Source organism: Nocardioides cremeus (assembly GCF_030518195.1).
Taxonomy (GTDB): Bacteria; Actinomycetota; Actinomycetes; order Propionibacteriales; family Nocardioidaceae; genus Nocardioides; species Nocardioides cremeus.
In genome coordinates, this window is sequence record NZ_JAULSC010000001.1 from 454,566 (window position 1) to 477,577 (window position 23,012).

A 23,012-nucleotide genomic window follows, 5' to 3' on the forward strand; every position below is an offset into this window, starting at 1 on the left:
CATGGCTGAGTCCCCCGGCGCCAAGAGCATGAAGGAGCAGTTCTGGGACCCCATCGCGGGTTTCGGGGTCACGTTCCGCACCATGTTCCGCAAGGTCGTCACCGAGCAGTACCCCTTCGAGAAGCAGCCGACCGCGCCGCGCTTCCACGGCCGTCACCAGCTCAACCGCTGGCCCGACGGGCTGGAGAAGTGCATCGGGTGCGAGCTGTGCGCCTGGGCCTGCCCGGCCGACGCGATCTACGTCGAGGGCGCCTCCAACGCCGACGAGCCCGGCTCGCCCGACGGGTCGGGCCGCTTCAGCCCCGGTGAGCGCTACGGCCGCGTCTACCAGATCAACTACCTGCGCTGCATCCTGTGCGGGCTGTGCATCGAGGCCTGCCCGACGCGCGCGCTGACGATGACCAACGAGTACGAGCTGGCCGACTCCACCCGCGAGAGCCTGATCTACGAGAAGTCCGACCTGCTCGCCCCGCTGCTGCCGGGCATGGAGCAGCCGCCGCACGCGATGCTGCTCGGCGACGACGAGACCGACTACTACCGGGGCCAGTACGCCGCCCCGGCGCCCGGCACCAGCGCGGAGGGTGCCAAGTGATCGCCTTCTGGGTCCTCGCGCCCCTCATGGTCATCGCCGCGCTCGGCGTGGTGCTGGTGCGCCGCGCGGTGCACTCGGCGCTGCTGCTGGCCGTGGTGATGATCAGCCTCGCGGTGCTCTACCTGACCCTCGAGGCGCCCTTCCTCTTCGCGGTGCAGATCATCGTCTACACCGGCGCGATCCTGATGCTCTTCCTCTTCGTGCTGATGCTGGTCGGCGTCGACGCGGCCGACTCGGTCGTCGAGACGATCCGCGGCCAGCGCCTGCTGGCCATCACCGGCGGCCTGGTGATGGGTGTGCTGCTGGTCGTCGTGGTCGCCCAGATCTCGCTGGGCACCATGGTCGGGATGGGCGCGGCCAACGCCGGCGGCAACATCGAGGGCCTGGCCGACCTGCTCTTCTCGCGCTACGTGCTCTCCTTCGAGGCCACCGCCGCGCTGCTGATCACCGCCGCCCTGGGCGCGATGCTGCTGGCCCACCGCGAGCGCCTCGAGCCCAAGGAGGGCCAGCGGGCGATGGCCGCGCGCCGCATGCAGGAGTACGGCACCAGCGGGCGCCACCTCGGCCCGCTGCCCTCGCCCGGCGTCTACGCCCGCCACAACGCGGTCGACACCCCGGCGCTGCTGCCCGACGGCACCCCGGCCACCGACTCGGTCTCGCGGGTGCTGGCCGCGCGCGGCACCGTGCGCTCGGCCCCCGCGCTCGGCGACGTCGAGGACGTGCAGCGCACCCTCGGTGACGTCGGCGGCATCTCCGGCGGCTCCGGCAGCGCGACCGACACCTCGGCCGGCGGCGGCTACAACACCGAGAACCCCGACACCCGCCCCCAGGGCGACGACTGGCCCGAGGGAGACGAGTGATGGACGACGTCACCCCCTACATCGTGCTCAGCACGATCCTGTTCACGATCGGCTCGGTCGGTGTGCTCACCCGCCGCAACGCCATCGTGGTGTTCATGAGCGTCGAGCTGATGCTGAACGCCTGCAACCTCGCGCTGGTGGCCTTCGCCAAGCAGCACGGCAACCTCGACGGGCAGGTCGCCGCCTTCTTCGTGATGGTCGTGGCCGCCGCCGAGGTCGTGGTCGGGCTCGCCATCATCATGACCATCTTCCGGACTCGTCGCTCGGCCTCGGTCGACGACGCGAGCCTGCTGAAGTACTAGGAGCCCGTCGCAGATGTTTCTCTTGTCCGAGGGTGGCGCGTCCATCCCCGTGGTCGATCCCCTGGGCGCCGACGGCGTCTTCTCGCTGCTGTGGCTGGTGATCGCGCTGCCGCTGGCCGGCGCCACGATCCTGCTGCTGGGCGGGCGGCGTACCGACGCGTGGGGGCACTGGCTCGGCACGCTGACCGCGGTCGGCTCGTTCGTGCTCAGCCTGGTGCTCTTCGTCTCGATGCTCGGTCGCGAGGAGGGCCAGCGCCAGGTCGTCCAGCACCTCTACGACTGGATCCGCGTCGGTGACCTCACGGTCTCCATCGACCTGCTCCTCGACCCGCTGTCGGTGCTGTTCCTGCTGCTGATCACCGGCGTCGGATCGCTGATCCACGTCTACTCGATCGGCTACATGGAGCACGACCCGCGCCGGCGCCGGTTCTTCGCCTACCTCAACCTCTTCGTCGCGGCGATGCTGATGCTGGTGCTCAGCGAGAACTACCTCGGCCTGTTCCTGGGCTGGGAGGGCGTCGGCCTGGCCTCCTACCTGCTGATCGGCTTCTGGCAGCACAAGCCCTCGGCGGCCGCCGCGGCCAAGAAGGCCTTCGTGGTCAACCGGGTCGGCGACATCGGGCTGAGCCTGGGCATCGCGCTGTTCTTCGTGACCTTCGGCTCGACCAGCTTCACCGTCATCAGCGCCAACGCCTCGGGCGCCAGCGACGGCGTGCTCACCGCGCTGGGCCTGCTGCTGCTGCTCGCGGCCTGCGGCAAGTCCGCCCAGGTGCCGCTGCAGTCGTGGCTGCTCGACGCGATGGAGGGCCCGACCCCCGTCTCCGCGCTGATCCACGCCGCGACCATGGTCACCGCGGGCGTCTACCTGGTGGTGCGCTCCAACTTCGTCTTCGAGCTCGCCCCGCACGCCCAGACCGCGGTGGTCGTGGTCGCCACGGTCACGCTGCTGTGGGGTGCGGTGATCGGTTGCGCCAAGGACGACATCAAGAAGGCGCTGGCCGGCTCCACGATGAGCCAGATCGGCTACATGATGCTGGCCGCCGGCCTGGGTGTGTACGGCTACGCCTTCGCGATCTTCCACCTCATCACCCACGGCTTCTTCAAGGCCAACATGTTCCTGGGCGCCGGCTCGGTGATGCACGGCATGAACGACGACGTCGACATGCGCCGCTACGGCGCGCTGCGCAAGGCGATGCCGGTGACGTTCCTGACCTTCGCCATGGGCTACCTGGCGATCATCGGCTTCCCGGGCTTCTCGGGCTTCTGGTCCAAGGACAAGATCATCGAGACCGCGCTGATCGAGAGCCCGGTCGCGGGCATCGGCGCGCTCATCGGCGCCGGCGTCACCGGCTTCTACATGACCCGGCTGATGCTGATGACCTTCTTCGGCGAGAAGCGCTGGAAGGACGACGTGCACCCGCACGAGTCGCCCTCGGTGATGACCGGCCCGCTGGTCGTGCTGGCCGCGCTGTCGGTGCTCGGCGGCCTGCTCTACCTGGGCCACTGGATCGTCGACTGGCTCTCCCCGGTCGTGGGCACCGCCCCCAAGCACGAGCCGCCGGTGCCGGCGATCGTGATCACCCTGCTGGTCCTGGCCGTCGTCGCGGCCGGTGTGGCCACCGCGTGGCTGCTCGTCGGCAAGCGGCCGGTGCCGGTCACCGCGCCCCAGGACGTCTCGTTCGCCACCCGCGCCGCCCGCGCGGACCTCTACGGCGACACCATCAACGAGACCCTGGTGATCAACCCCGGCCGGCACGCCACCGCGGGGCTCACCCGCGGTGACCGGAGCCTGGTCGACGGGCTGTTCACCGGCAGCGCCGGCGTCACCGCCGCGCTCGGTGCCCAGCTGCGCAAGGTCCAGAACGGCTTCGTGCGCTCCTACGCCCTCTCCGTCGTCGGCGGGGTCGTCCTCGTCCTCGCTGCGCTCCTGGTGGTGAACCTCTGATGTCCGACGTCCCCTGGCTCAGCCTGCTCGTCCTGCTGCCCCTCGTGGGCGCGGTGGCGGTGCCCTTCGTGCGCGGCTCGGCCGCGCTGACCAAGCAGGTCGGCCTCGGCGTCTCGCTGGGCACCCTGGCGCTCGCCGTCGCGGTCGCGCTGCAGTACGACGTCGACGGCGGCATGCAGCTCACCGAGACCCACGACTGGATCAGCGCCTTCGGGGTGCACTACGCCCTGGGCGTCGACGGCCTCGGCCTGCTGCTGGTGCTGCTGACCGTGGTCCTGGTGCCGGTCGTGCTGCTGGCCTCCTGGCGCGACGACGAGGGCTACCTCGACGGTGGCGCCCAAGGCTCCCCGGCGGCGTTCGTGGCCTGGACCCTGGCCCTCGAGGCGCTCTCGCTGGCGGTCTTCCTGGCCACCGACGTGTTCCTCTTCTACGTCGTCTTCGAGGCGACCCTGATCCCGGCCTACTTCCTCATCGGTGGCTTCGGCCGCGCCGGGCGCAGCGCCGCCGCGGTGAAGTTCCTGATGTTCCAGCTCGCCGGTGGCCTGGTGCTGCTCGGTGGCGTCATCGGCCTGTACGTCGTCTCGGCCCAGGAGGGCACGCCGTCGTACCTGCTCTCCGACCTGGCCGCCCTCGACATCGACACCGCTGCTGGTCGTTGGCTCTTCGCGGCCTTCTTCATCGCCTTCGCGATCAAGGCACCGCTCTTCCCGGTGCACACCTGGCTGGCCGACACCACCGAGCGCGCGACGCCGGGCACCGCGGTGCTGCTGGTCTGCGTGCTCGACAAGATCGGCACCTTCGGGATGCTGCGCTTCTGCCTGGGCCTGTTCCCCGAGGCCTCCCAGTGGGCCACCCCGCTGGTCGTGGTGCTCGCGCTGGTCTCGATCGTCTACGGCGCGCTGGTCGCGATCGGCCAGGACGACCTGATGCGCCTGATCGGCCTGACGTCGCTGAGCCACTTCGGCTTCATCACCCTGGGCATCTTCGTCTTCTCCAGCCAGGGCGGCACCGGCTCGATCCTCTACATGGTCAACCACGGCCTCGGCACCGCGGCGCTGTTCCTGGTCGCCGGCTACGTCGTCTCGCGCCGGGGCACCGCCTCGATCCGCGAGATGGGCGGGGCCGAGAAGGTCACGCCGGTGCTGGCCGGGCTCTTCCTGGTCGCCGGCCTGGCCGCGCTGGGCCTGCCGGGCCTGAGCACCTTCGTCTCCGAGATGCTGGTGATCATCGCGGCCTTCGACTACGCCTGGTACGTCGGCGCGGTCGCCGTCACCGGCATCGTGCTGGCGGCCATCTACGCCCTGTGGATGTACCAGCGCACGATGACCGGGCCGACCGTCGAGCCGGTCGCGGCGGGCGTGCGCACGAGCCGCGACCTGTCCACCCGCGAGCTGGTCGCCGTGGCCCCGCTCTTCGTGGGTCTGGTGCTCTTCGGCTTCTACCCGATGCCCCTGATGGAGGCCGCCGACCCCTACGTCGGTGAGCTGCTCGAGCAGGTGGGCGTCAGCGACGACCCGCCGGAGGTGGGTGCCCCGGCCGAGGCCGAGGCCCACAGCGACTCCGACACCGCCGAGGAGGGCGAGAACTGATGGGCGAGTTCACCCAGCCGTTGATGGAGTACGGCAGCATCTGGCCGCTCTTCGTCGTCTTCGGCGTGGCCTGCCTGGGCGTGCTCGCCGAGGCCTTCCTGCCCCGCGGTCGGCGCCACGTCGTCCAGCTCGTGCTGGCCGTCGCCGGCCTGCTCGCCGCGCTTGTCGGCACCGTCCTGGTCGGCATGGACCTCGAGGTCACCGAGGGTGGCGCCGCGCGCGGCCTCTTCGGCGCCGCGGGCGCCGTGGCCGTCGACGGGCCCACCGTCTTCCTGTGGGGGATGCTGCTGGTCTTCGCGCTCACCGGGGTCGCGCTCTTCGCCGAGCGCCGCCTCGAGAGCGGGGTCTCCGCCTTCGCCGGCCAGGCCGCGGCCCTCCCGGGCACCGAGGCCGAGCGTCGTACCCAGGCGCTGGACCACACCGAGGTCTACCCGCTGCTGATGTTCGCGGTCACGGGCATGATGCTCTTCCCGGCCGCCGCCGACCTGCTGACGCTGTTCGTGGCCCTCGAGGTGCTCTCGCTGCCGCTCTACCTGCTGGCCGGGCTGGCGCGTCGCCGCCGCCTGCTGAGCCAGGAGGCCGCGCTGAAGTACTTCCTGCTCGGCGCCTTCTCCTCCGGCTTCTTCCTCTACGGCGTCGCGCTGGTCTACGGCTTCGCCGGCTCTATGAGCTTCGCGGCCATCGACGAGGCGGTGCGCAACGACACCGAGAACCGCGGCCTGCTGCTCGTGGGCATCGGGATGCTGATGGTCGGCCTGCTCTTCAAGGTCGGTGCGGTGCCGTTCCAGGCCTGGACGCCCGACGTCTACCAGGGCGCCCCCACCGCGGTGACCGCCTTCATGGCCGCCGGCACCAAGATCGCGGCGTTCGGCGCGATCCTGCGCCTGCTCTACGTCGCCTTCGGCGCCGAGCGCTGGTCGTGGCAGCCGATGCTGTGGGTGGTCGCGATCCTGACCATGCTGGTCGGGGCCGTGCTGGCCATCGTGCAGACCGACGTGAAGCGGATGCTGGCCTACTCGGCGATCGCGCACACCGGCTTCCTGCTCACCGGCGTGCTCGGCGTCCAGGGCGCCTCCGCGCTGGCCGAGGGCCAGGTCACCTCGCTGCAGTCGGTGCTCTTCTACCTGCTCACCTACAGCTTCGCCACGGTCGGTGCCTTCGCGGTGGTCACCCTGGTGCGCGACTCCTCGGGCGAGGCGAGCGCGATGGAGCGCTGGGCCGGCCTGGGTGCGCGCTCGCCGCTGGTGGCCGGTGCGTTCGCGTTCTTCCTGCTCTCGATGGCCGGCATCCCGCTGACCGCCGGCTTCACCGGCAAGTGGGCGGTCTTCACCGTCGCGCTGGCGGCGGGAGCCTGGCCGGTGGTGCTGGTGGCGATCGCGGCGAGCGTGGTGTCGGTGTTCTTCTACATCCGCCTGATCCGTGTCATGTACTTCGCGGTGCCCGAGGGCGAGGTCGCCTCGGTGACCACGCCGTCGCCGCTGACGACCGCGGTCATCGTGGTCGGTGTGGTGGGCACCCTGGCGCTCGGCGTGGTGCCGGGCCCGGTGCTCGACCTCGCGGCCGATGCCGGACAATTCATCAGGTGAGCTCGACCCCGCCCCTGGCCAACCTGGCGCTGCCCGTCACCGACGAGGCCCTGGCCGCGCGCCTGCAGCAGCGTCTCGACACCATCGAGGAGCTGCTGGCCGGCTACGTCCAGGGCCGCACGAAGTACGTCTCCGAGGCCGCGGCACACCTGATGTCGGCCGGCGGCAAGCGGTTCCGGCCGCTGCTGGTGCTGCTGGCCGCCGAGACCGGCCCCGAGCCGGGCTGCGAGGAGGTGCTCACGGCGGCCTGCGTCGTCGAGATCACCCACGTGGGCTCGCTCTACCACGACGACGTGATGGACGAGGCCGACCTGCGCCGCGGCGCCGACTCGGCCAACGCCCGCTGGGACAACCTGGTGGCCATCCTCACCGGTGACTTCCTCTTCGCCCGCTCCTCCGAGCTGACCGCCCGCCTGGGCGCCGACGCGGTGCGCATCCAGGCCGAGACCTTCACCCGGCTCGTCGAGGGCCAGATCCTCGAGACCGTCACGCCCGGCCCCGACGAGGACCCGCTGTGGCACTACCTCGACGTGGTCGCCGGCAAGACCGGGTCGCTGATCGCCACCTCGGCGCGCTACGGCGCCCGCTTCAGCGGCGCCCCCCGCGAGGTCGAGGAGGCGCTGGCCGCCTACGGCGAGATCGTCGGCGCCGCCTTCCAGCTCTCCGACGACATCCTCGACGTGGCATCCGAGACCGACGAGTCCGGCAAGACCCCCGGCACCGACCTGCGCGAGGGCGTGCCGACGCTGCCGGTGCTGATGGCACGCGCGAGCGCCGCCGGGTCGAGCGACCCCGCCGACGTACGCCTGCTCGAGCTGCTCGACGCCGACCTCACCGACGACGCCGCCCTCGCCGAGACCCTGGGGCTGCTGCGCGCCCACCCGGCGATGGACCAGGCCCGCGCCTACGTCGTCGCGCAGGCCCAGGAGGCCAAGGGCCACCTCGGCGTGCTGCCCGCCGGCCCCGTGCGCGAGGCCCTGGAGGCCTTCGCCGACCTCGTGGCCGTCCGCACCGGCTGAGCCCCGCCCGGGCCCTGCAGGACGTCGTACGGGCGGGACGTCGGAGTGCTGGTCATTGCCCAACCAGCCGGTGCAGACTCGCCGCATGCCTCGGGGACGACGACCGCAGCTCCGAACCGCGACGACGGTCGCTGCGACCATGGCCCTGCCGGCCCTCCTGGCCGGGTGCGGCGGCTCGGACGTCGTCACCGCCGGCGACGTGACGGTGCTCGTCGGCGAGCGATCCCAGGAGGGGATGGAGGCGCTGCTGTCGGGTCGGGTGGCCGTCCTCGACGGTTGTCTCGGACTCGAGTCCGAGGAGGCGGCTGCCTCCTACGTCGTCATCTGGCCGCACGGGACGGAGGTCGTGGGCGAGGACCCCGTGACCATCTCCGTCCCCGACGACGGCGAGTACAGCGTGGGCGACCGGCTCCAGGTCGGTGGCGGCGAGACGGCCCCCTCGGGGAGACCCGGCGAAGTCGATGTCGAGGCTGAGTGTCCTGGTGCCGCGGTCTGGCTGGCACACGACTGAGCCCTCCGGCCCGCAGGACGTCGTACGGGCGGGACGTCCGTCCGTGCGAGACGTATGACGTCCCGGCGAGCGGAGCGCGTCAGCCGACGGCCGCGGCGACGGTCAGCCGCAGCTGGCGGCGCCGGTGCCGCAGGGCCTCGAACGTGAAGATCACCAGCGCCACCCACACCAGCACGAAGCCGATCCACCTCGCCGCGGGCATGTCCTCGCGGAAGTAGAGGACCCCGAGCAGGAACTGCAGCGTCGGGGTGAGGTACTGCATCAGCCCGATGGTGGTCAGCGGGATGCGGGTGGCGGCCGCGCCGAAGCACAGCAGCGGCACCGCGGTCACCACGCCGGTCGTGGTCAGCAGGAGCGCGTGCACGAGCCCGTTGTCGCCGAACTCGGCCGCGCCGCTGCTGCCCAGGAACGCCAGGTAGGCCAGGGCCACGGGTGCGATGAAGAGGGTCTCGAGGGTCAGGCTGGGCACCGCGCCGGCGTTGGCCGTCTTCTTCAGGAGCCCGTAGGTGCCGAAGGACAGCGCCAGCGCCATCGCCACCCAGGGCGGGCGGCCGTAGCCAACGGTGAGCACCGCCACGGCCACCGCGGCCACGCCGAGCGCGACGACCTGCAGGCGCCGCATCCGCTCACCGAGCAGCAGCACGCCCATCAGCACCGTGACCAGGGGGTTGATGTAGTAGCCCAGCGCCGTCTCGACCACCCGGTCGTGGGTGACGCCGTAGATGTAGACGCCCCAGTTGACGGTGATGGTCACGGCGGCCGCGAGCAGCAGCCGCGTGCGTCGCGGGTCGGCCAGCAGCGCCCGCAGCGCCGCGAGCTGGCTCAGCGCCAGCACCACGACCACCATCGTGACGGCCGACCACACCACCCGGTGCCCGAGCATCTCGAGCGAGCCGGCGGGTTCGAGCAGGGGGAAGTAGAGGGGGAAGGCTCCCCACATCAGGTAGGCCGCTGCCCCGAGCAGGACACCGCGGCGGGACTCGGCCACGAGAGGAGGCTAGACGACCGTCCAGGTGTCGGCGCCGGTGATCAGCGCGCTGAGACGCTCGGCCGGGTCGGCGTCGCTCGAGGCACCCGCGGTGGCGAGCTGGGCGCGCGCCTCGTCGTCGTACGTCGCGCGCTCGACCTGGCGGAAGATCCCGATCGGGCTGGTGTGCAGGTAGCCCGCGTCGGTGAGCCGACTGATCGCGAACGCGACCGAAGGGTCGGGGTTGTGGGCGTCGTGGACCAGCAGCTCGCTCTCGGACAGCTGGCCCTCGCCGTCGCCCACCTCGACGACGCGCACGCCGCCGGTGGCCGGGTCGTGGGCCACGCCCTTGGTGGCGCGTCCGTCCTCGGTCGGCACGCCGAAGGTGATCGGCTCGCCGTGCACCAGAGGGATGATCGCGTCGGCCTTGGTGTCGCGGTCCTTGATCGCGTCGAAGGCGCCGTCGTTGAAGATCGGGCAGTTCTGGTAGATCTCGACCAGCGAGGTGCCGCGGTGGGCGGCGGCCGCGGCCAGCACCTCGGTGAGGTGCTTGCGGTCGGAGTCGATGGTGCGCGCCACGAACGACGCCTCGGCGCCGAGCGCCAGCGAGACCGGGTTGAACGGGTGGTCGACCGAGCCCATCGGGGTCGACTTGGTGACCTTGCCGGCCTCGGAGGTGGGGGAGTACTGGCCCTTGGTCAGGCCGTAGATGCGGTTGTTGAAGAGCAGGATCGTCATGTTGACGTTGCGGCGCAGCGCGTGGATGAGGTGGTTGCCGCCGATCGAGAGCGCGTCGCCGTCGCCGGTGACGACCCAGACCGACAGGTCCTCGCGGGCCGTGGCGATGCCCGTGGCGATCGACGGCGCGCGGCCGTGGATCGAGTGCATCCCGTAGGTGTCGAGGTAGTAGGGGAAGCGGCTCGAGCAGCCGATGCCCGAGACGAAGACGATGTTCTCCCGGCGCAGCCCGAGGTCGGGCAGGAACGACTGCACGGCCTTGAGCACGGCGTAGTCGCCGCACCCGGGGCACCAGCGCACCTCCTGGTCGGAGGTGAAGTCCTTGCCGGTCTGCGGCTGGTCGGTGGTGGGCACCGACTCGGTGCCCGAGCGCAGGCCCGGGGTGGGCAGGTCGGCGCGGTTCGAGGTGAGCGTCACTGGTGGACCTCCTGGCTGGTCGCGACGGAGAGGTCGAGCTGGTCGGCGGGGATGCCCTCGGCCTCGGCGACGAGCTCGCCGATGACCTGGGCGAGCTCGGCGGCCTTGAGGGGCATGCCGTTGACCTGGTGGTGGCCGACGGCGTCGACGAGGTACTTCGCGCGCAGCAGCATCGAGAGCTGGCCGAGGTTCATCTCGGGCACGAGGACCTTGTCGTAGCGGGCGAGGATCTCGCCGAGGTCCTTCGGGAACGGGTTGAGGTGGCGCAGGTGGGTCTGCGCGACGTCGTAACCGGCGCGGCGCACGCGGCGCACGCCGGCGCCGATCGGGCCGTAGGTCGAGCCCCAGCCGAGCACCAGCACCTTGGCCCGGCCCGAGGGGTCGTCGACCTCGAGCGGCGGCAGCGAGTCGGCGATCCGGTCGACCTTGGCCTGGCGGGTGCGCACCATCAGCTCGTGGTTGGCCGGGTCGTAGGAGATGTTGCCGTGGCCCTCGCCCTTCTCGAGGCCGCCGATGCGGTGCTCGAGGCCGGCGGTGCCGGGCACGGCCCAGGGCCGGGCCAGGGTCTCCTCGTCGCGCAGGTAGGGCCAGAACTCCTCGGTCTCGGTGACCGTGCCGTCCTTGGCGGTGCTGGTCGAGGTGTGGTTGGTCGCGGTCGCGAACGCCGGGTCGATGACCGGCAGGTCGGCGACCTCGGGGATCCGCCAGGGCTCGGAGCCGTTGGCCAGGTAGCCGTCGGAGAGCAGCATCACCGGGGTGCGGTAGGTGATGGCGATCCGCGCGGCCTCGATGGCGGCGTCGAAGCAGTCGCCGGGCGACTGGGGCGCCACGATCGGCACCGGCGCCTCGCCGTTGCGCCCGAACATCGCCTGCAGCAGGTCGGCCTGCTCGGTCTTGGTGGGCAGGCCGGTCGAGGGCCCGCCGCGCTGGACGTCGACGACCAGCAGCGGGAGCTCTGTCATCACGGCCAGGCCGATGGCCTCGGACTTCAGGGCGACACCGGGCCCGGAGGTCGTGGTGACGCCGAGCGCGCCCGAGAAGGAGGCGCCGATGGCGGCGCCGACGCCGGCGATCTCGTCCTCGGCCTGGAAGGTGGTGACACCGAAGCCCTTGTGCTTGCTCAGCTCGTGGAGGATGTCGCTGGCCGGGGTGATCGGGTAGGAGCCCAGGAAGAGCGGCAGGCCCGACTGCACGCCCGCGGCCACCAGGCCGTAGGAGAGCGCCAGGTTGCCGGTGATGTTGCGGTAGGTGCCGGCCGACATCGGGGCCGGCTTGACCTCGTAGCGGACCACGAAGGTCTCGGTGGTCTCGCCGAAGTTCCAGCCGGCGCGGAAGGCCGTGAGGTTGGCGTCGCGCACCGCGGCGTCCTTGGCGAACTTGCGGGCCAGGAACGTCTCGGTGCCCTCGGTGGGGCGGCCGTACATCCACGACAGCAGGCCTAGCGCGAACATGTTCTTGGCCCGGGCGGCGTCCTTGCGCGAGAGCCCGAACTCCTTGACCGCGCCCACGGTGATGCCGGTCAGGTCGACCGGGTGCACGTTGAAGCCGTCGAGCTCGGAGCCCGGCGTCTCGAGCAGGTCGAGCGGGTTGGCGTCGTAGCCGGCCTTGGTCAGGTTGCGCGCGGAGAAGTCGTGGGTGTCGACGATGATCGTCGCGCCCTTGGGCAGGTCGCCCAGGTTGGCCTTGAGAGCGGCCGGGTTCATCGCCACCAGCACGTCGGGGGCGTCGCCGGGGGTGAGGATGTCGTGGTCGGCGAAGTGGACCTGGAAGGAGCTGACGCCCGGGAGCGTGCCCTGGGGGGCCCGGATCTCGGCGGGGAAGTTGGGCAGCGTCACCAGGTCGTTGCCGAAGGAGGCCGACTCGGCGGTGAACCGGTCGCCGGTCAGCTGCATGCCGTCGCCGGAGTCGCCCGCGAAGCGGATGATGACGCGGTCGAGCTGCTTGACCTGCTTGGTGTTCTCGGACACGAGGTGCCACTCCTGTGATCGCTGCGCGGACAGACCGGCCGAGCATACTCGGGGTATGTCGGAATGAGAACCTGTTCTAGTTCTCCGTGTTTCCGGGCTCGCCGGACGCCTTCTACTGTACGGCGGGGCGGTAGCCCGGCCCGTCTCGGCCGAGGAGCGGACCTCGTCCGCGAGGACGGCCGGAATGTGCTGTCAGCGGTAGTTGGTGAACTGCACCGCGAAGTCGTAGTCCTGCGACTTGACCAGCGAGATGACCTCCTGGAGGTCGTCGCGCTTCTTGGAGGAGACCCGCAGCTCGTCGCCCTGGATCTGCGCCTTGACGCCCTTGGGGCCCTCGTCGCGGATCAGCTTGGAGACCTTCTTGGCGTCCTCGGAGGAGATGCCCTCCTTGAGCGCGATCGAGATCTTCGACTGCTGGCCCGAGGGGCGCGGCTCGGAGGCGTCGAGCACCTTCAGCGACACGTCGCGCTTGACGAGCTTGCCCTTGAAGACGTCGAGCACCGCGCTGGCGCGGTCGTCGGCGGAGGCGGTGATCTCGATCGCGTGCTCGCCGGACCACTCGATGCTCGCGCCGGTGCCCTTGAAGTCGAAGCGGGTCGAGATCTCGCGGGCGGTCTGCCCGAGCGCGTTGTCGACCTCCTGGCGGTCGATCTTGGAGACGATGTCGAAGGACGAGTCGGCCATGGGGTCCACCTGGTTCTCGGTCGTAGCGGTCTGGTCGGGGTGCGAGGGGTCGCCTGCGCGGGGGTGTCCCGGCGGTTTGCGGTCGCACCCGGGGGCTGCGCTATTGTTTCGTCTCGTTGTCGCGTGGCCAAACGCCCGCACGACAGCACCCGGCAGATTGCCCGAGCGGCCAATGGGAGCGGACTGTAAATCCGTCGGCTTTTGCCTTCGAAGGTTCGAATCCTTCATCTGCCACAGAGGTGCACAGGGCCCCCGGCCGGCGTCACGCCGACCGGGGGCCCTTCTCGTGCGCGAGTGGGACCAGCAGGTCGGCGGCTCGGGCTGTCGCGGGCGCCTGAACACCCCCTCCGTGGAGGCGCTGTGCGCCAGCGCCCCCTCGCCGTAGGCCGGGGCTGTGCAGGCCGACCTCGCCCTCAGCGCCTGAGCGGACCGGCTGCACGACCCCGGCACCGCCCCGCGCCGCTCACCGGCCGAGGAGGTCGTTGACGGCGCCGGCGACGACGTCGGGGTGGTCCTCCGGGGTGAAGTGCTTGCCGCCCCGGATGCGGGTCAGGGTCGTCCCGAGGTCGGCGGCCAGCCGCTCGCCGTACGAGACCTTCTGGAACCGGTCCGCGTCGCCCCACACGACCCGGGCGGGCAGCTGCAGCGTCGACAGCTGCCTGGCCACGGCGATCGTGTTCCCCACGTCGAGGGCGTCCACCTGGCGCATCAGGCTCCGCGCGGCGCCGTGGACCGTGTAGGGGCGCCAGTGCGTCCTGATCGCCTCGCGCGCCGTGCCGACGTCGTCGTGGCCGCGCAGCAGCAGCTGGACGAAGGCCGGGTACATGGCCGGGCCCGGCAGGTGCCGCAGCACACCGGAGACGGCCCGCATCATCTTCACGCTGGGGATCGGCCAGGAGTCGTAGCAGACCGCGTTGGTCAGGACGAGTCCCGAAAACCGGTCGGGCGCCCGGGTGGCGGCGATCTGGGCGACTCCTCCGCCGAGGTCGTGCCCGACCAGGACCGCGCCGTCGAGCTCCAGCGCGTCGAGCCAGGAGAGCAACCGGTCGGCCTGGCTCGACAGGCCGATGTCGTGGGCGTCGGCATCACCGATGCTGGCCCCGTAGCCGAGCATCTCGACCGCCAGCGTGCGCCCCTCGACGAGGGGCATCACCCGTCGCCAGAGCGCGGGCGAGGTGGGGATCCCGTGCACGAGGACGACCGGTCGTCCCTCGCCGTGCTCGAGCCATCGCACCGGGCTGTCGTCGAGGGTCGTCGTTCGCTGCTCCACGGGGGCTCCTGGCTGCGGGTGGGGAGTGGACGCCGGACCCGTACCCCGTCCGGGTCCGCACGATGCCCCGGCCACCCCAGGCGCGCCCGTGACCACTGGGTGCCTGCCTCGTTGGTGGGGGCATGACGCGTCGCGCCGGCTCCACCCTCCTCGCCCTGACCCTGACCGCCATGGCCTCGCTGCTCGCGGCGCCACCGGCCCTGGCCCACCAGGGCGGTGACCTGCCCACCAACACGCGTGCGGCCGAGGTCGCGACCGAGGGCGAGGGCGTGGCGATGAAGTACGTCGCCAACCTGCAGTACGACGACACCGGCGAGGCGCAGAACGGCACGGACATCGAGTTCATGCGCCTGGGCAAGCGCGAGTACGCGCTCGCCGGCACGCTGCGCGGCGGCCTGCAGATCATCGACATCACCCGGCCCCGCAAGCCGAAGCCGGTCGCGGTCTACGACTGCAAGATCTCCCAGGGCGACATCCAGGTCTGGAAGCGTCGCGGTCGGGTGCTGGCCAGCTACACCGCCGACGGCACCGTCGGCGCCGCCGGCGCCGCCTCGCGCTGCGGCACCGAGCTGGGCCTCGAGGCCGGCGACGCCGGCACCGTCATCGTCGACCTGACCGACCCGAAGCGCCCCGGCACCGTCAGCTGGCTGCCGGTGCCCGCGGGCTCGCACAACATGACGATCCACCCCAGCGGCAAGTGGCTCTACAACTCCAACTCCGACCTGCTCACCGCCGGTCCCGAGCCGCACATCACCATCTACGACATCCGCCGCCCGACCCGTCCGGTCAAGGTGCAGGACTTCGTGATCCCGTTCGTGCCCTCCTCGCTGGGCTCGGAGTCGCACGACATCACCTTCAGCGCCGACGGCACCCGCGCCTACTCCGCCGCGCTCTCGCAGACGCTGGTGCTCGACACCACCGACCCGGCCGACCCCGCGATCCTCGGCCAGATCGTCGACCCGGCGGTCAACGTCTCCCACCAGGCCGACCCGGTCACGCTCAAGGACTCCGACGGCAACAAGCGCACGATCCTGGTCGTCACCGACGAGCGTGCCGGCGCGGCTGCCTCGGCGGAGTGCCCCGGCGGCGGTCTGCACCTCTACGACGTCACGGGGGACCTCGAGTCCGACCCGGCCAAGATCGGCACCTGGTTCGCCCCGGAGTACTCGGTCCAGGACGGCACCACCTGCACCTCCCACGTGCTGCGTATCTACCCGCGCCAGCAGCTGCTCACCATCGCCTGGTACGCCAAGGGCGTGCGCGTCCTGGACATCTCGGGGCTGGCCGACGCCGCCGCCGACCCGCTCGCCGGACCGGCCGCCATCGCCTTCGGCGACGGGGTCGGGATGAAGGAGGTCGGCCACTTCACGATGCCCGACTCCGACGCCTGGTCCTTCAAGACCAACAAGATCCGCAAGAACGGCTCCTTCTTCGGCTACGCCAACGACCTGGTCCGCGGCTTCGACGTGTTCCGCTACGACGGCTCGACCATCGGCGACGTCAAGCCCCTGAAGCCCCGGGACCTGAAGCCGCGCCGCAAGGGCAGCGTCGCCGCCGACCGGGTCGACGCCTCCACCGCGGCCGGTCTGGCCCTGGTCGTGCCGGCCACGCTCGGCGCGCTGCTGCTGCACCGCCGGGCCGCACGACGCCGCCGCGACTGACGGGCCCAGTCGAGAGGGCCCAGTCGACGGGGCTCAGTCGACGGCCAGGGGCCCGGCGTTGAAGGGCGAGTCCTTGCGCGAGATCAGCTCGCGGCGCTCCTCGGGGCTCAGCGCCTCGACCTGGGCCACGACGTCGGAGGGGAAGCCGCTGACCTCGGGTGCCGGCGACAGCGGCACGACCGTGTGCACCACCCGGTCGGCGTACACGTGGACGGTGTTGAGGCCCTGGTGGCCGTCGACGCCGGAGACGAAGCGCTCCAGCGGGGCCGGGTCGGTGGTGTAGCAGGACGCCGAGGCGACGCTGACCGGGATGCCGGCCACGGTCGAGTGGCTGGAGTAGTGGTAGTGCCCACCGAGGATCGCGCGCACGTCGGAGCCGGCGAGCACCTCGGCCAGCAGGTGCTGGTCGGCGAGCTCGATGGTCTCGGCCGCCCGCAGCATCGGCAGCGGGATCGGCGGGTGGTGCATCGCCAGGACCGTGCCGTGCGGGGCGGGCACGGCCAGCTCCTCGGCCAGCCACACCAGCTGCGCCGGCGTCAGGTCGCCGTGGTGGTAGCCCGGCACGCTGGTGTCGAGCGCGATCACCCGCAGCCCGTCGACGTCGTGCACCCGGTCCTGCGGCGCCTCGGGGTCGGCGTCCTCGCCGAAGAGCCCCCGCGCATAGGGCTCCCGCTCGTCGTGGTTGCCCATCACCCACACCACCTGAGCGCCCATCTCGGCCGCGGCCGGCTCGACGAGCTCGCGCAGCCGTGCGTACGCCGCCGGCTCGGCGCGGTCGGCCAGGTCGCCGGTGAAGACCAGCGCCTGGGGCGCGGGGCTCATCCGGCGCAGCCGCTCGAGGGCGAGCACCAGGCCGGCCTCGGGATCCACGACGTCGTACTGCAGCGCGCCACCGGCGAGCAGGTGCGGGTCGCTGAGGTGGGCCAGGACGTGGCCGGCGGGCGGGTGCTGGCCCAGCTGCACGGGGTCGCTCACCCGGTCGAGCCTAGGCGACCGGCTGGGGGTGCGGGTGGGCCTTGTAGAAGCCCGAGAAGCAGATGCGTGCCGCGGGCAGGCCGCTGCGGCGCAGGTGGCGGCGACCGCCCGTGGCCAGCGTGGACTCGCCGACCACGAACGCGTAGTCGAGCGGGTCGACCGGGCCGGTGCGGGCCTGCACCGCCTGGAGGGCGCCGGCGCCGGGGCTGTCGTGGCGGCCCCCGCGGCTGACCCAGGTGACCTGGACGCCGGCGGGGTGCACGAGCCCCGGCTCGACGTCGTCGTCGGTCGGCACCTCGATGACGGCGGTCCCGGTGGTGCCGGGCGCCAGGTCGCGCAGGATGCCGCGCACGCCCGGCAGCCCGCTCTCGTCGGCGGCCAGGTGCACCCGGCGGGTGTCGGCGGGCGGGTCGAACATCGGCCCCTGGTCGAGCAGGGCCACCGGGGTGCCCGGGGCGGCCGAGACCGCCCAGCGGGCGACCCGGCCGGCCAGGTGCCCGGCGCCGTCGGTGTGCAGCACCACGTCGACGTCGATCTCGGTGCCGGTGCCGGATCGGCGCAGGTCAGCGACGGTGTAGTTGCTGCAGTGCGGGCGCTGCGCCTCCTCGATGGCCAGGTAGGCCTGCCACCAGGAGCGGCCCTCGACCTCGGGGAGCACCAGCGCCGCGCCGGGGGTCGCGGGCACGAAGAGGCGGAACCAGTGGTCGTGGCCCTGCCAGGCGAACCCGTCGAGCGCCGGCCCGCCGAGCGTGACCCGCTGGAAGGACGGGGACACCCGCGCGGTGGCCAGGACCGTGGCGCGGAACATCTGGGGGTCGGTCGGCATCAGCCGGGGCAGCTCGCTCACGCTCGGAGTCTACTTAGGTAAGCCTATGCTTAGCCAGGGGTCTTCGGAATGAGACGGACGACCGGGATCAGCCGCTCGGTCCGGGCCTCGTAGTGCGCGTAGTTGGGCCAGGTCGCGAGCATCGTGGCCCAGGCCTCTGCACGCTCCTCACCGGCGAGCTCGACGGCGCGCACCCGGGTCTCGCGGCCGCGGACGTGGATCGTGGCCGTGCCGGCCGCGCGCAGGTTGTGCACCCACGCGGGCACGACCGGTCCGCCGAAGTTCGACCCGGCGACCAGCCAGCCCCCGCCGTCGGGCACGCACAGCAGCGGCACCGAGCGGGGCAGGCCGCTGTGTCGACCCGGCACCGTCAGCATCAGGTTGGGCAGCCCCGCCAGGTCGAGCAGGCTGACCCGGCCCCGCGTCGCACGCTGCAGCCGGATGTCGACCGCGACGACCTGCGGCAGCAGGCGCGGCAGCCACGGCTGGGCGCCCAGGCGCACGGCGAGCGGGGTGAACAGGCCCATGACAGTTGACCCAGCCGACCTAGCGGGCCGGGAGGACCCGGCCGCTGACCTCGCCCAGGGTGATCCGGCCGCCGCCGGTGCCGGGTGCGCTGTAGCGCAGCACCACCTCGTCGCCGTCGTCGAGGAACCGCTCGCCGCGCCACAGCTCGATCAGCGAGCCGACCTCGTCGTCGCCCGGTCCGCTGATGGTGCCGCTGGCGTAGAGGTCGCCGGTGCGCAGGCTGGCGCCGTTGACCGTCAGGTGCGCCAGCATCTGGCCCGGCGACCAGTACGTCGTGCGGTAGCGCGGGCGGCTGACCACCTCGCCGTTGAGCACCACCTCGACGTCGACGTCGAGCCCGCGGGTGTGGCCGGGGTCGAGGTAGTCCAGCGGTCGCGGGTCCTGGCCGGGCAGGTCGCACCACGCGGCCTCGAGCGCGGCCAGCGGGGTGACCCAGTGGCTGACGGAGGTCGCGAACGACTTGCCGAGGAACGGGCCGAGCGGCACGTACTCCCACGCCTGGATGTCGCGGGCCGACCAGTCGTTGACGCCCACCACCCCGAAGACGTGCTCGGCCAGCCCGGCCGCCGGCACCGGGTCGCCGAGCGAGGACGGGGCGCCGACCACGAAGCCGAGCTCGGCCTCGATGTCGAGGCGCTGCGACGGCCCGAAGACCGGGGCGTCGCCCTGGCCCGGGCCCGGTCGGCGCTGGCCCGACGGGCGCACCACCGGCGTGCCGCTGGGCACGACCGTGCCGGCGCGGCCGTGGTAGGCCACCGGCAGGTGCTTCCAGTTCGGCAGCAGCGGCTCGCTGTCGGGCCGGAACATCCGGCCCAGGTTGGTCGCGTGGTGCTCGGAGGCGTAGAAGTCGACGTAGTCGGCGACCTCGAAGGGCTGGTGCAGCTCGACGTCGGCGAGCGGGACGCCCTGCGTGGTGGTCGCCAGCTCGGCCGCCTGCGCGCGGGTCTGGCGCCACACCTCCAGGCCCAGCGCCATGAACGCGTTGAGCGAGCGCGACTCGAGCTCGGGCCGGCCGGTCGCCTCGTGCAGGTCGAGCACCGTGTCGCCCAGCCGCACGCCGACCCGGCGCGGGCCGCCGTCGCGCGAGAAGACGGCGTACGGCAGGTGGTCGAGGCCGAAGCCGCCCCTGTCCTCGTGGCTGTCCTCGGTGGAGCCGTCGTGGTCGGTCATGCGAGCACCCCCAGGGCGTCGAGGTCGGCGAGCGGCTCGGAGACGGAGCAGGAGCCGAAGGAGCGGAACCAGCGGCGGGCGCCGGCGAGGTCCTCGGCGGCCACGGCGGCGGCCAGCGCGGTGCCGTCGCGCTCCTCGAGGGTGGCGACCACGTCGTCGCGGGTCGCGCCGTCGAAGGCGCGCCGGGTCGCGAGCAGCAGGTTGAGGAAGCCGTGCCGCTCGATGCCGTCGTCGCCGGTGTGCCGCACCGCGCGGTGCAGCCCGGCGGTGCACTTGAAGGCGGTCTCGCGGTCGAGGGCGGCGTCGATCCAGGCGGCCAGCGTGGGGGAGTCGGGGTGGGCGTCGGCGTCGAGGCCGCCGGTGCGCAGCTTGAGCAGCAGCTCGGCCGAGGCGACCTCGTCGGCCGCGGCCAGCCAGCCGTACGTCGGCTCGCCGGGCAGGGCGGGCAGCTCGACGTGCACCGCGACCTCGTCGTCGAGGTCGCCGGCGGCGCGGGCCGCGTCGACGGCCGCCACGACCCGGCGGGCGTTGCCGGGCAGGTCGTCGAGGTCGCGCAGCGCGATCTCGAGCCGCGCCAGGGCGTGGCCGCGACGGGTGGCCAGGCCGGCCGGGCCGCCCACCTGGCCCGCGCCGCCGGTCACGACCACCGCGAGCGGCGGGCCGGGCTCGACCTGCGGCAGGTCGGTGTCGCGCAGCACGAAGGCGCCGACCAGCGGCTCCTCGCGCTCGCGGTACGCGGCCAGGGCGGCGTCGAGCGGCGCGTCGCCGGGCGGGAAGATCGCGGCGTCGTCGACGAGGCCGCGCCAGAGTGGTTCCGTGGTGGCAGGCACGCGGCTACTCTTACCACGACGCGGATAGCGGACACATCTGTCCGACTTTCGAACAGTGAGGAGACTGGGCGGTGGCCTACTACCGACGACTCGGCGAGGTGCCCGGCAAGCGGCACACCCAGCTGCGCGACCCCGAGGGCCGGCTCTACCGCGAGGAGCTGATGGGGGAGGAGGGCTTCTCCTCCGACTCCTCCCTGCTCTACCACCGCGGCGTGCCCTCCGCGCTGGTGGCCACCGACGTCTGGGAGCTGCCCGACCAGTCCCGCACCCCCAACCACCCGCTCGCACCGCGCCACCTGCGCCTGCACGAGCTCGAGACCGGGCCCGACGCGGTCACCGGTCGCCGCCTGGTGCTGGGCAACAACGACGTGCGGATCTCCTACGTGGTCACCGGCGTCGAGGCCTCCGCGCTCTACCGCAACGCCATCGGCGACGAGTGCGTCTTCGTCGAGGCCGGCAGCGGGGTCGTCGAGACCGTCTTCGGGGCGGTGTCCTACCGCGCGGGCGACTACGTGGTGGTGCCGCGGGCGACCACCCACCGGTGGCTGCCGGCCGAGCCGAGCCGGCTCTACGCCATCGAGGCCAACAGCCACGTCGCCCCGCCGCGCCGCTACCTCTCGCGCTACGGGCAGCTGCTCGAGCACGCGCCGTACTGCGAGCGCGACCTGCACGGCCCCGCCGAGCCGCTGCTGGCCGAGGGGCGCGACGTCGAGGTGCTGGTCAAGCACCGCACCTCCGCCGGGGTCGTGGGCACCCGGATGGTCTACGACACCCATCCCTTCGACGTGGTCGGCTGGGACGGCTGCCTCTACCCCTACACCTTCAACATCGACGACTACATGCCGATCACCGGCAAGGTGCACCAGCCGCCGCCGGTGCACCAGGTCTTCGAGGGCCACAACTTCGTCGTGTGCAACTTCCTGCCGCGCAAGGTCGACTACCACCCGCTGGCGATCCCGGTGCCCTACTACCACTCCAACGTCGACTCCGACGAGGTGATGTTCTACGTCGCCGGCGACTACGAGGCGCGCAAGGGCTCGGGCATCGGCCTCGGGTCGGTCTCGCTGCACCCCGGCGGCCACGCCCACGGCCCCCAGCCCGCCGCGATCGAGGCGTCCCTGGGTGCGGAGGCCTTCGAGGAGTCGGCCGTCATGGTCGACACCTTCGCCCCCCTCGAGCTCGGCGAGGCCGCGCTGGCCGTCGAGGACGCCGACTACCCGTTCAGCTGGGCGGGCCGCCGGCTCTGACGAGCAGTCACTTCTTCACCACCGAGCGGTCACTTTCGCACCGACCCGAGGTGCGGAACTGACTGCTGGATGGTGCGAATGTGACCGCTCGTGCGTCAGCGGCGGGTGCGCAGCAGGGCGTCGACCGCGGCGGGCGCCAGCGCGGCGTCGATGGCCAGCGCGGCGCAGCCCAGCAGGCCCGCGGCCTCGCCGTGGGTGGCGGGCAGGAAGCGCAGGTCGCGCACGGCCGCGGGGTGGGCGCGGGAGTAGAGCGTCTCGCGGACCCCGGCGGTGTAGAGGTCGAAGGCGGCGCCCATGTCGCCGCCCACCACGACCGCGCCGGGGTGCAGCAGGTTGACCGCCACGGTGAGCACCTCGCCCAGGTGGCGCCCCGACTCGCGCAGCAGCCCGCGCGCCAGCGGCTCGCCGTCGAGCGCCAGGGTGACCAGGTCGCGCACGTGCCGGGCCTGCACCCCCGCCTCCTGCAACCGGTTCACCAGCGCCCAGCCGCCGGCGATGGTCTCGAGGCAGCCCGTGGCGCCGCAGCGGCACAGCAGGTCGCCGGCCGCGTCGACGCGGGTGTGGCCCAGCTCGCCGGCGGCTCCCCGGCGCTCGCCCACGATGCGCCCGTCGGCGACGACGCCCAGGCCCAGCCCGGTGGAGGCCTTGACCACGAGCATGGTCGGCGCGGCCGGCACCCGGCCGAACATCTCCGAGCGGGTCAGGGCGGCGGTGTCGTTGTCGAGGTGCAGCGGCGCCTCGGTCAGCTCGGCGACGTACGCCGCCAGGTCGACGCCGTCCCAGCCTTTCAGCACCGGCGCGTCGACGCTGGTGCGGCGCACGGGGTCGACGCTGCCGGGCAGGCTCATCCCCACGCCGACGACGGGGGGAGTGACGCCCTCGAGGAGCCCGCCGAGCCGGGACACGACGTCGGGCATCAGCTCGGCGGCGGCCACCCCCGGCTCGTGGTCGCGGGTGTCGCTGGCGATCTCGCGCCCGGCCAGGTCGAAGACGCCGACCTGGCTGCGGGAGCGGCCGACCGCGATCGCCAGCACCACCGCGGCGTCGGGGTCCAGCGCCAGTGCGCCGGCGGGGCGCCCACCGGTGGAGGCGACCTCGCCGCCCTCGACCAGCAGGCCCGCGGCGGCCAGGGCGCTGAGCCGGGCGGTGACCGCGCCGCGCGACATGCCCGTCAGGCGCACCAGCTCGGAACGGGTGCCGGCGCGTCCAGTGCGCACCAGGGTGAGGAGGTCGCCGGCGGTGGAGCCGGGGCTGGTCTCGGTCATTCTGCGATTACAGCACCGACTTTTGCTCGAAACAATCACAAGTGGGCTTGTATCGATCCAAAG

At 72.4% G+C, this 23,012-nt stretch carries 21 protein-coding genes and 1 tRNA gene; 11 read left to right on the top strand and 11 right to left on the bottom strand.

The genetic code is table 11. The features are described 5' to 3' along the window. Nucleotide 1 precedes the first annotated feature (1 nt). The 8 genes from nuoI to QWJ41_RS02205 all read left to right on the top strand — a co-directional run bounded on the left by nuoI (nucleotide 2) and on the right by QWJ41_RS02205 (nucleotide 8,404). A complete protein-coding gene (gene nuoI, locus QWJ41_RS02170) occupies nucleotides 2-592 on the top strand; it encodes an NADH-quinone oxidoreductase subunit NuoI (RefSeq protein ID WP_302705531.1) in 591 nt (196 codons plus the stop codon). Next, nucleotides 589-1,452 (top strand): NADH-quinone oxidoreductase subunit J, encoded by an 864-nt coding sequence (locus QWJ41_RS02175; protein ID WP_302705532.1) that lies wholly within the window; start codon nucleotides 589-591, stop codon nucleotides 1,450-1,452. Before nuoI ends, QWJ41_RS02175 begins: the two co-directional genes overlap by 4 nt. Beyond that, nucleotides 1,452-1,754: an NADH-quinone oxidoreductase subunit NuoK gene (gene nuoK / locus QWJ41_RS02180; protein ID WP_302705533.1), complete on the top strand. Its 303-nt coding sequence runs from the start codon at nucleotides 1,452-1,454 to the stop codon at nucleotides 1,752-1,754. Before QWJ41_RS02175 ends, nuoK begins: the two co-directional genes overlap by 1 nt. A gap of 13 nt (nucleotides 1,755-1,767) precedes the next feature. Then, nucleotides 1,768-3,699 (top strand): NADH-quinone oxidoreductase subunit L, encoded by a 1,932-nt coding sequence (gene nuoL, locus QWJ41_RS02185; RefSeq protein WP_302705534.1) that lies wholly within the window; start codon nucleotides 1,768-1,770, stop codon nucleotides 3,697-3,699. Next, the gene (locus tag QWJ41_RS02190; protein ID WP_302705535.1) at nucleotides 3,699-5,288 is read left to right on the top strand and encodes an NADH-quinone oxidoreductase subunit M; all 1,590 of its coding nucleotides are present in this window, start codon (nucleotides 3,699-3,701) and stop codon (nucleotides 5,286-5,288) included. The genes nuoL and QWJ41_RS02190 overlap by 1 nt, the downstream gene beginning before the upstream one ends. Further along, entirely contained in the window at nucleotides 5,288-6,874 is a 1,587-nt protein-coding gene (nuoN, locus tag QWJ41_RS02195) for an NADH-quinone oxidoreductase subunit NuoN (protein WP_302705536.1), read from the top strand. Before QWJ41_RS02190 ends, nuoN begins: the two co-directional genes overlap by 1 nt. Beyond that, complete coding sequence (locus tag QWJ41_RS02200) at nucleotides 6,871-7,893, top strand: polyprenyl synthetase family protein (protein ID WP_302705537.1); 1,023 nt, start codon at nucleotides 6,871-6,873, stop codon at nucleotides 7,891-7,893. The genes nuoN and QWJ41_RS02200 overlap by 4 nt, the downstream gene beginning before the upstream one ends. Nucleotides 7,894-8,032: 139 nt before the next feature. After that, nucleotides 8,033-8,404 carry a hypothetical protein gene (locus QWJ41_RS02205; RefSeq protein ID WP_302705538.1) on the top strand — a complete coding sequence of 124 codons (372 nt, stop codon included), beginning with the start codon at nucleotides 8,033-8,035 and terminating at the stop codon, nucleotides 8,402-8,404. 79 nt (nucleotides 8,405-8,483) lie between these two features. Here QWJ41_RS02205 and rarD read toward each other — a convergent pair whose 3' ends face one another. The 4 genes from rarD to QWJ41_RS02225 form a co-directional block, all read right to left on the bottom strand. After that, nucleotides 8,484-9,392 (bottom strand): EamA family transporter RarD, encoded by a 909-nt coding sequence (gene rarD / locus QWJ41_RS02210; RefSeq protein ID WP_302705539.1) that lies wholly within the window; start codon nucleotides 9,390-9,392, stop codon nucleotides 8,484-8,486. Between the two features lie 9 nt (nucleotides 9,393-9,401). Next, the gene (locus tag QWJ41_RS02215; RefSeq protein ID WP_439117294.1) at nucleotides 9,402-10,526 is read right to left on the bottom strand and encodes a 2-oxoacid:ferredoxin oxidoreductase subunit beta; all 1,125 of its coding nucleotides are present in this window, start codon (nucleotides 10,524-10,526) and stop codon (nucleotides 9,402-9,404) included. Continuing rightward, nucleotides 10,523-12,493 (bottom strand): 2-oxoacid:acceptor oxidoreductase subunit alpha, encoded by a 1,971-nt coding sequence (locus QWJ41_RS02220; RefSeq protein ID WP_302705540.1) that lies wholly within the window; start codon nucleotides 12,491-12,493, stop codon nucleotides 10,523-10,525. Before QWJ41_RS02220 ends, QWJ41_RS02215 begins: the two co-directional genes overlap by 4 nt. A 192-nt stretch (nucleotides 12,494-12,685) precedes the next feature. Then, a complete protein-coding gene (locus QWJ41_RS02225) occupies nucleotides 12,686-13,177 on the bottom strand; it encodes a YajQ family cyclic di-GMP-binding protein (protein WP_302705541.1) in 492 nt (163 codons plus the stop codon). Between the two features lie 151 nt (nucleotides 13,178-13,328). Between QWJ41_RS02225 and QWJ41_RS02230 the strand changes: the two genes are divergently transcribed. Continuing rightward, a tRNA-Tyr gene (locus QWJ41_RS02230) sits at nucleotides 13,329-13,411 on the top strand. Nucleotides 13,412-13,640: 229 nt separating this feature from the next. On the opposite strand, the gene QWJ41_RS02235 is transcribed toward QWJ41_RS02230, so the two are convergent. Beyond that, the gene (locus QWJ41_RS02235) at nucleotides 13,641-14,447 is read right to left on the bottom strand and encodes an alpha/beta fold hydrolase (protein WP_302705542.1); all 807 of its coding nucleotides are present in this window, start codon (nucleotides 14,445-14,447) and stop codon (nucleotides 13,641-13,643) included. 122 nt (nucleotides 14,448-14,569) lie between these two features. On the opposite strand from QWJ41_RS02235, the gene QWJ41_RS02240 reads away from it, so the two are divergent. Continuing rightward, on the top strand, nucleotides 14,570-16,108 hold the full coding sequence (locus QWJ41_RS02240; RefSeq protein WP_302705543.1) for an LVIVD repeat-containing protein: 1,539 nt from the start codon (nucleotides 14,570-14,572) through the stop codon (nucleotides 16,106-16,108). Between the two features lie 33 nt (nucleotides 16,109-16,141). Here QWJ41_RS02240 and QWJ41_RS02245 read toward each other — a convergent pair whose 3' ends face one another. From QWJ41_RS02245 to QWJ41_RS02265, 5 genes are read right to left on the bottom strand one after another with little or no spacing between them, the layout of a single operon-like run. After that, on the bottom strand, nucleotides 16,142-17,083 hold the full coding sequence (locus QWJ41_RS02245; protein WP_302705544.1) for a metallophosphoesterase: 942 nt from the start codon (nucleotides 17,081-17,083) through the stop codon (nucleotides 16,142-16,144). Nucleotides 17,084-17,093: 10 nt separating this feature from the next. Then, nucleotides 17,094-17,930: a siderophore-interacting protein gene (locus QWJ41_RS02250; RefSeq protein WP_302705545.1), complete on the bottom strand. Its 837-nt coding sequence runs from the start codon at nucleotides 17,928-17,930 to the stop codon at nucleotides 17,094-17,096. Nucleotides 17,931-17,959: 29 nt separating this feature from the next. Next, nucleotides 17,960-18,436 carry a nitroreductase family deazaflavin-dependent oxidoreductase gene (locus QWJ41_RS02255; RefSeq protein WP_302705546.1) on the bottom strand — a complete coding sequence of 159 codons (477 nt, stop codon included), beginning with the start codon at nucleotides 18,434-18,436 and terminating at the stop codon, nucleotides 17,960-17,962. Nucleotides 18,437-18,455: 19 nt separating this feature from the next. Beyond that, the gene (locus tag QWJ41_RS02260; RefSeq protein WP_302705547.1) at nucleotides 18,456-19,607 is read right to left on the bottom strand and encodes a fumarylacetoacetate hydrolase family protein; all 1,152 of its coding nucleotides are present in this window, start codon (nucleotides 19,605-19,607) and stop codon (nucleotides 18,456-18,458) included. Further along, nucleotides 19,604-20,437: a hypothetical protein gene (locus QWJ41_RS02265; protein WP_302705548.1), complete on the bottom strand. Its 834-nt coding sequence runs from the start codon at nucleotides 20,435-20,437 to the stop codon at nucleotides 19,604-19,606. Before QWJ41_RS02265 ends, QWJ41_RS02260 begins: the two co-directional genes overlap by 4 nt. Nucleotides 20,438-20,508: 71 nt before the next feature. Between QWJ41_RS02265 and QWJ41_RS02270 the strand changes: the two genes are divergently transcribed. Next, entirely contained in the window at nucleotides 20,509-21,684 is a 1,176-nt protein-coding gene (locus QWJ41_RS02270) for a homogentisate 1,2-dioxygenase (protein ID WP_302705549.1), read from the top strand. A gap of 95 nt (nucleotides 21,685-21,779) precedes the next feature. Here QWJ41_RS02270 and QWJ41_RS02275 read toward each other — a convergent pair whose 3' ends face one another. Continuing rightward, nucleotides 21,780-22,949, bottom strand: a complete 1,170-nt coding sequence (locus tag QWJ41_RS02275; protein WP_302705550.1) for an ROK family protein — start codon at nucleotides 22,947-22,949, stop codon at nucleotides 21,780-21,782. Nucleotides 22,950-23,012: the final 63 nt, after the last annotated feature.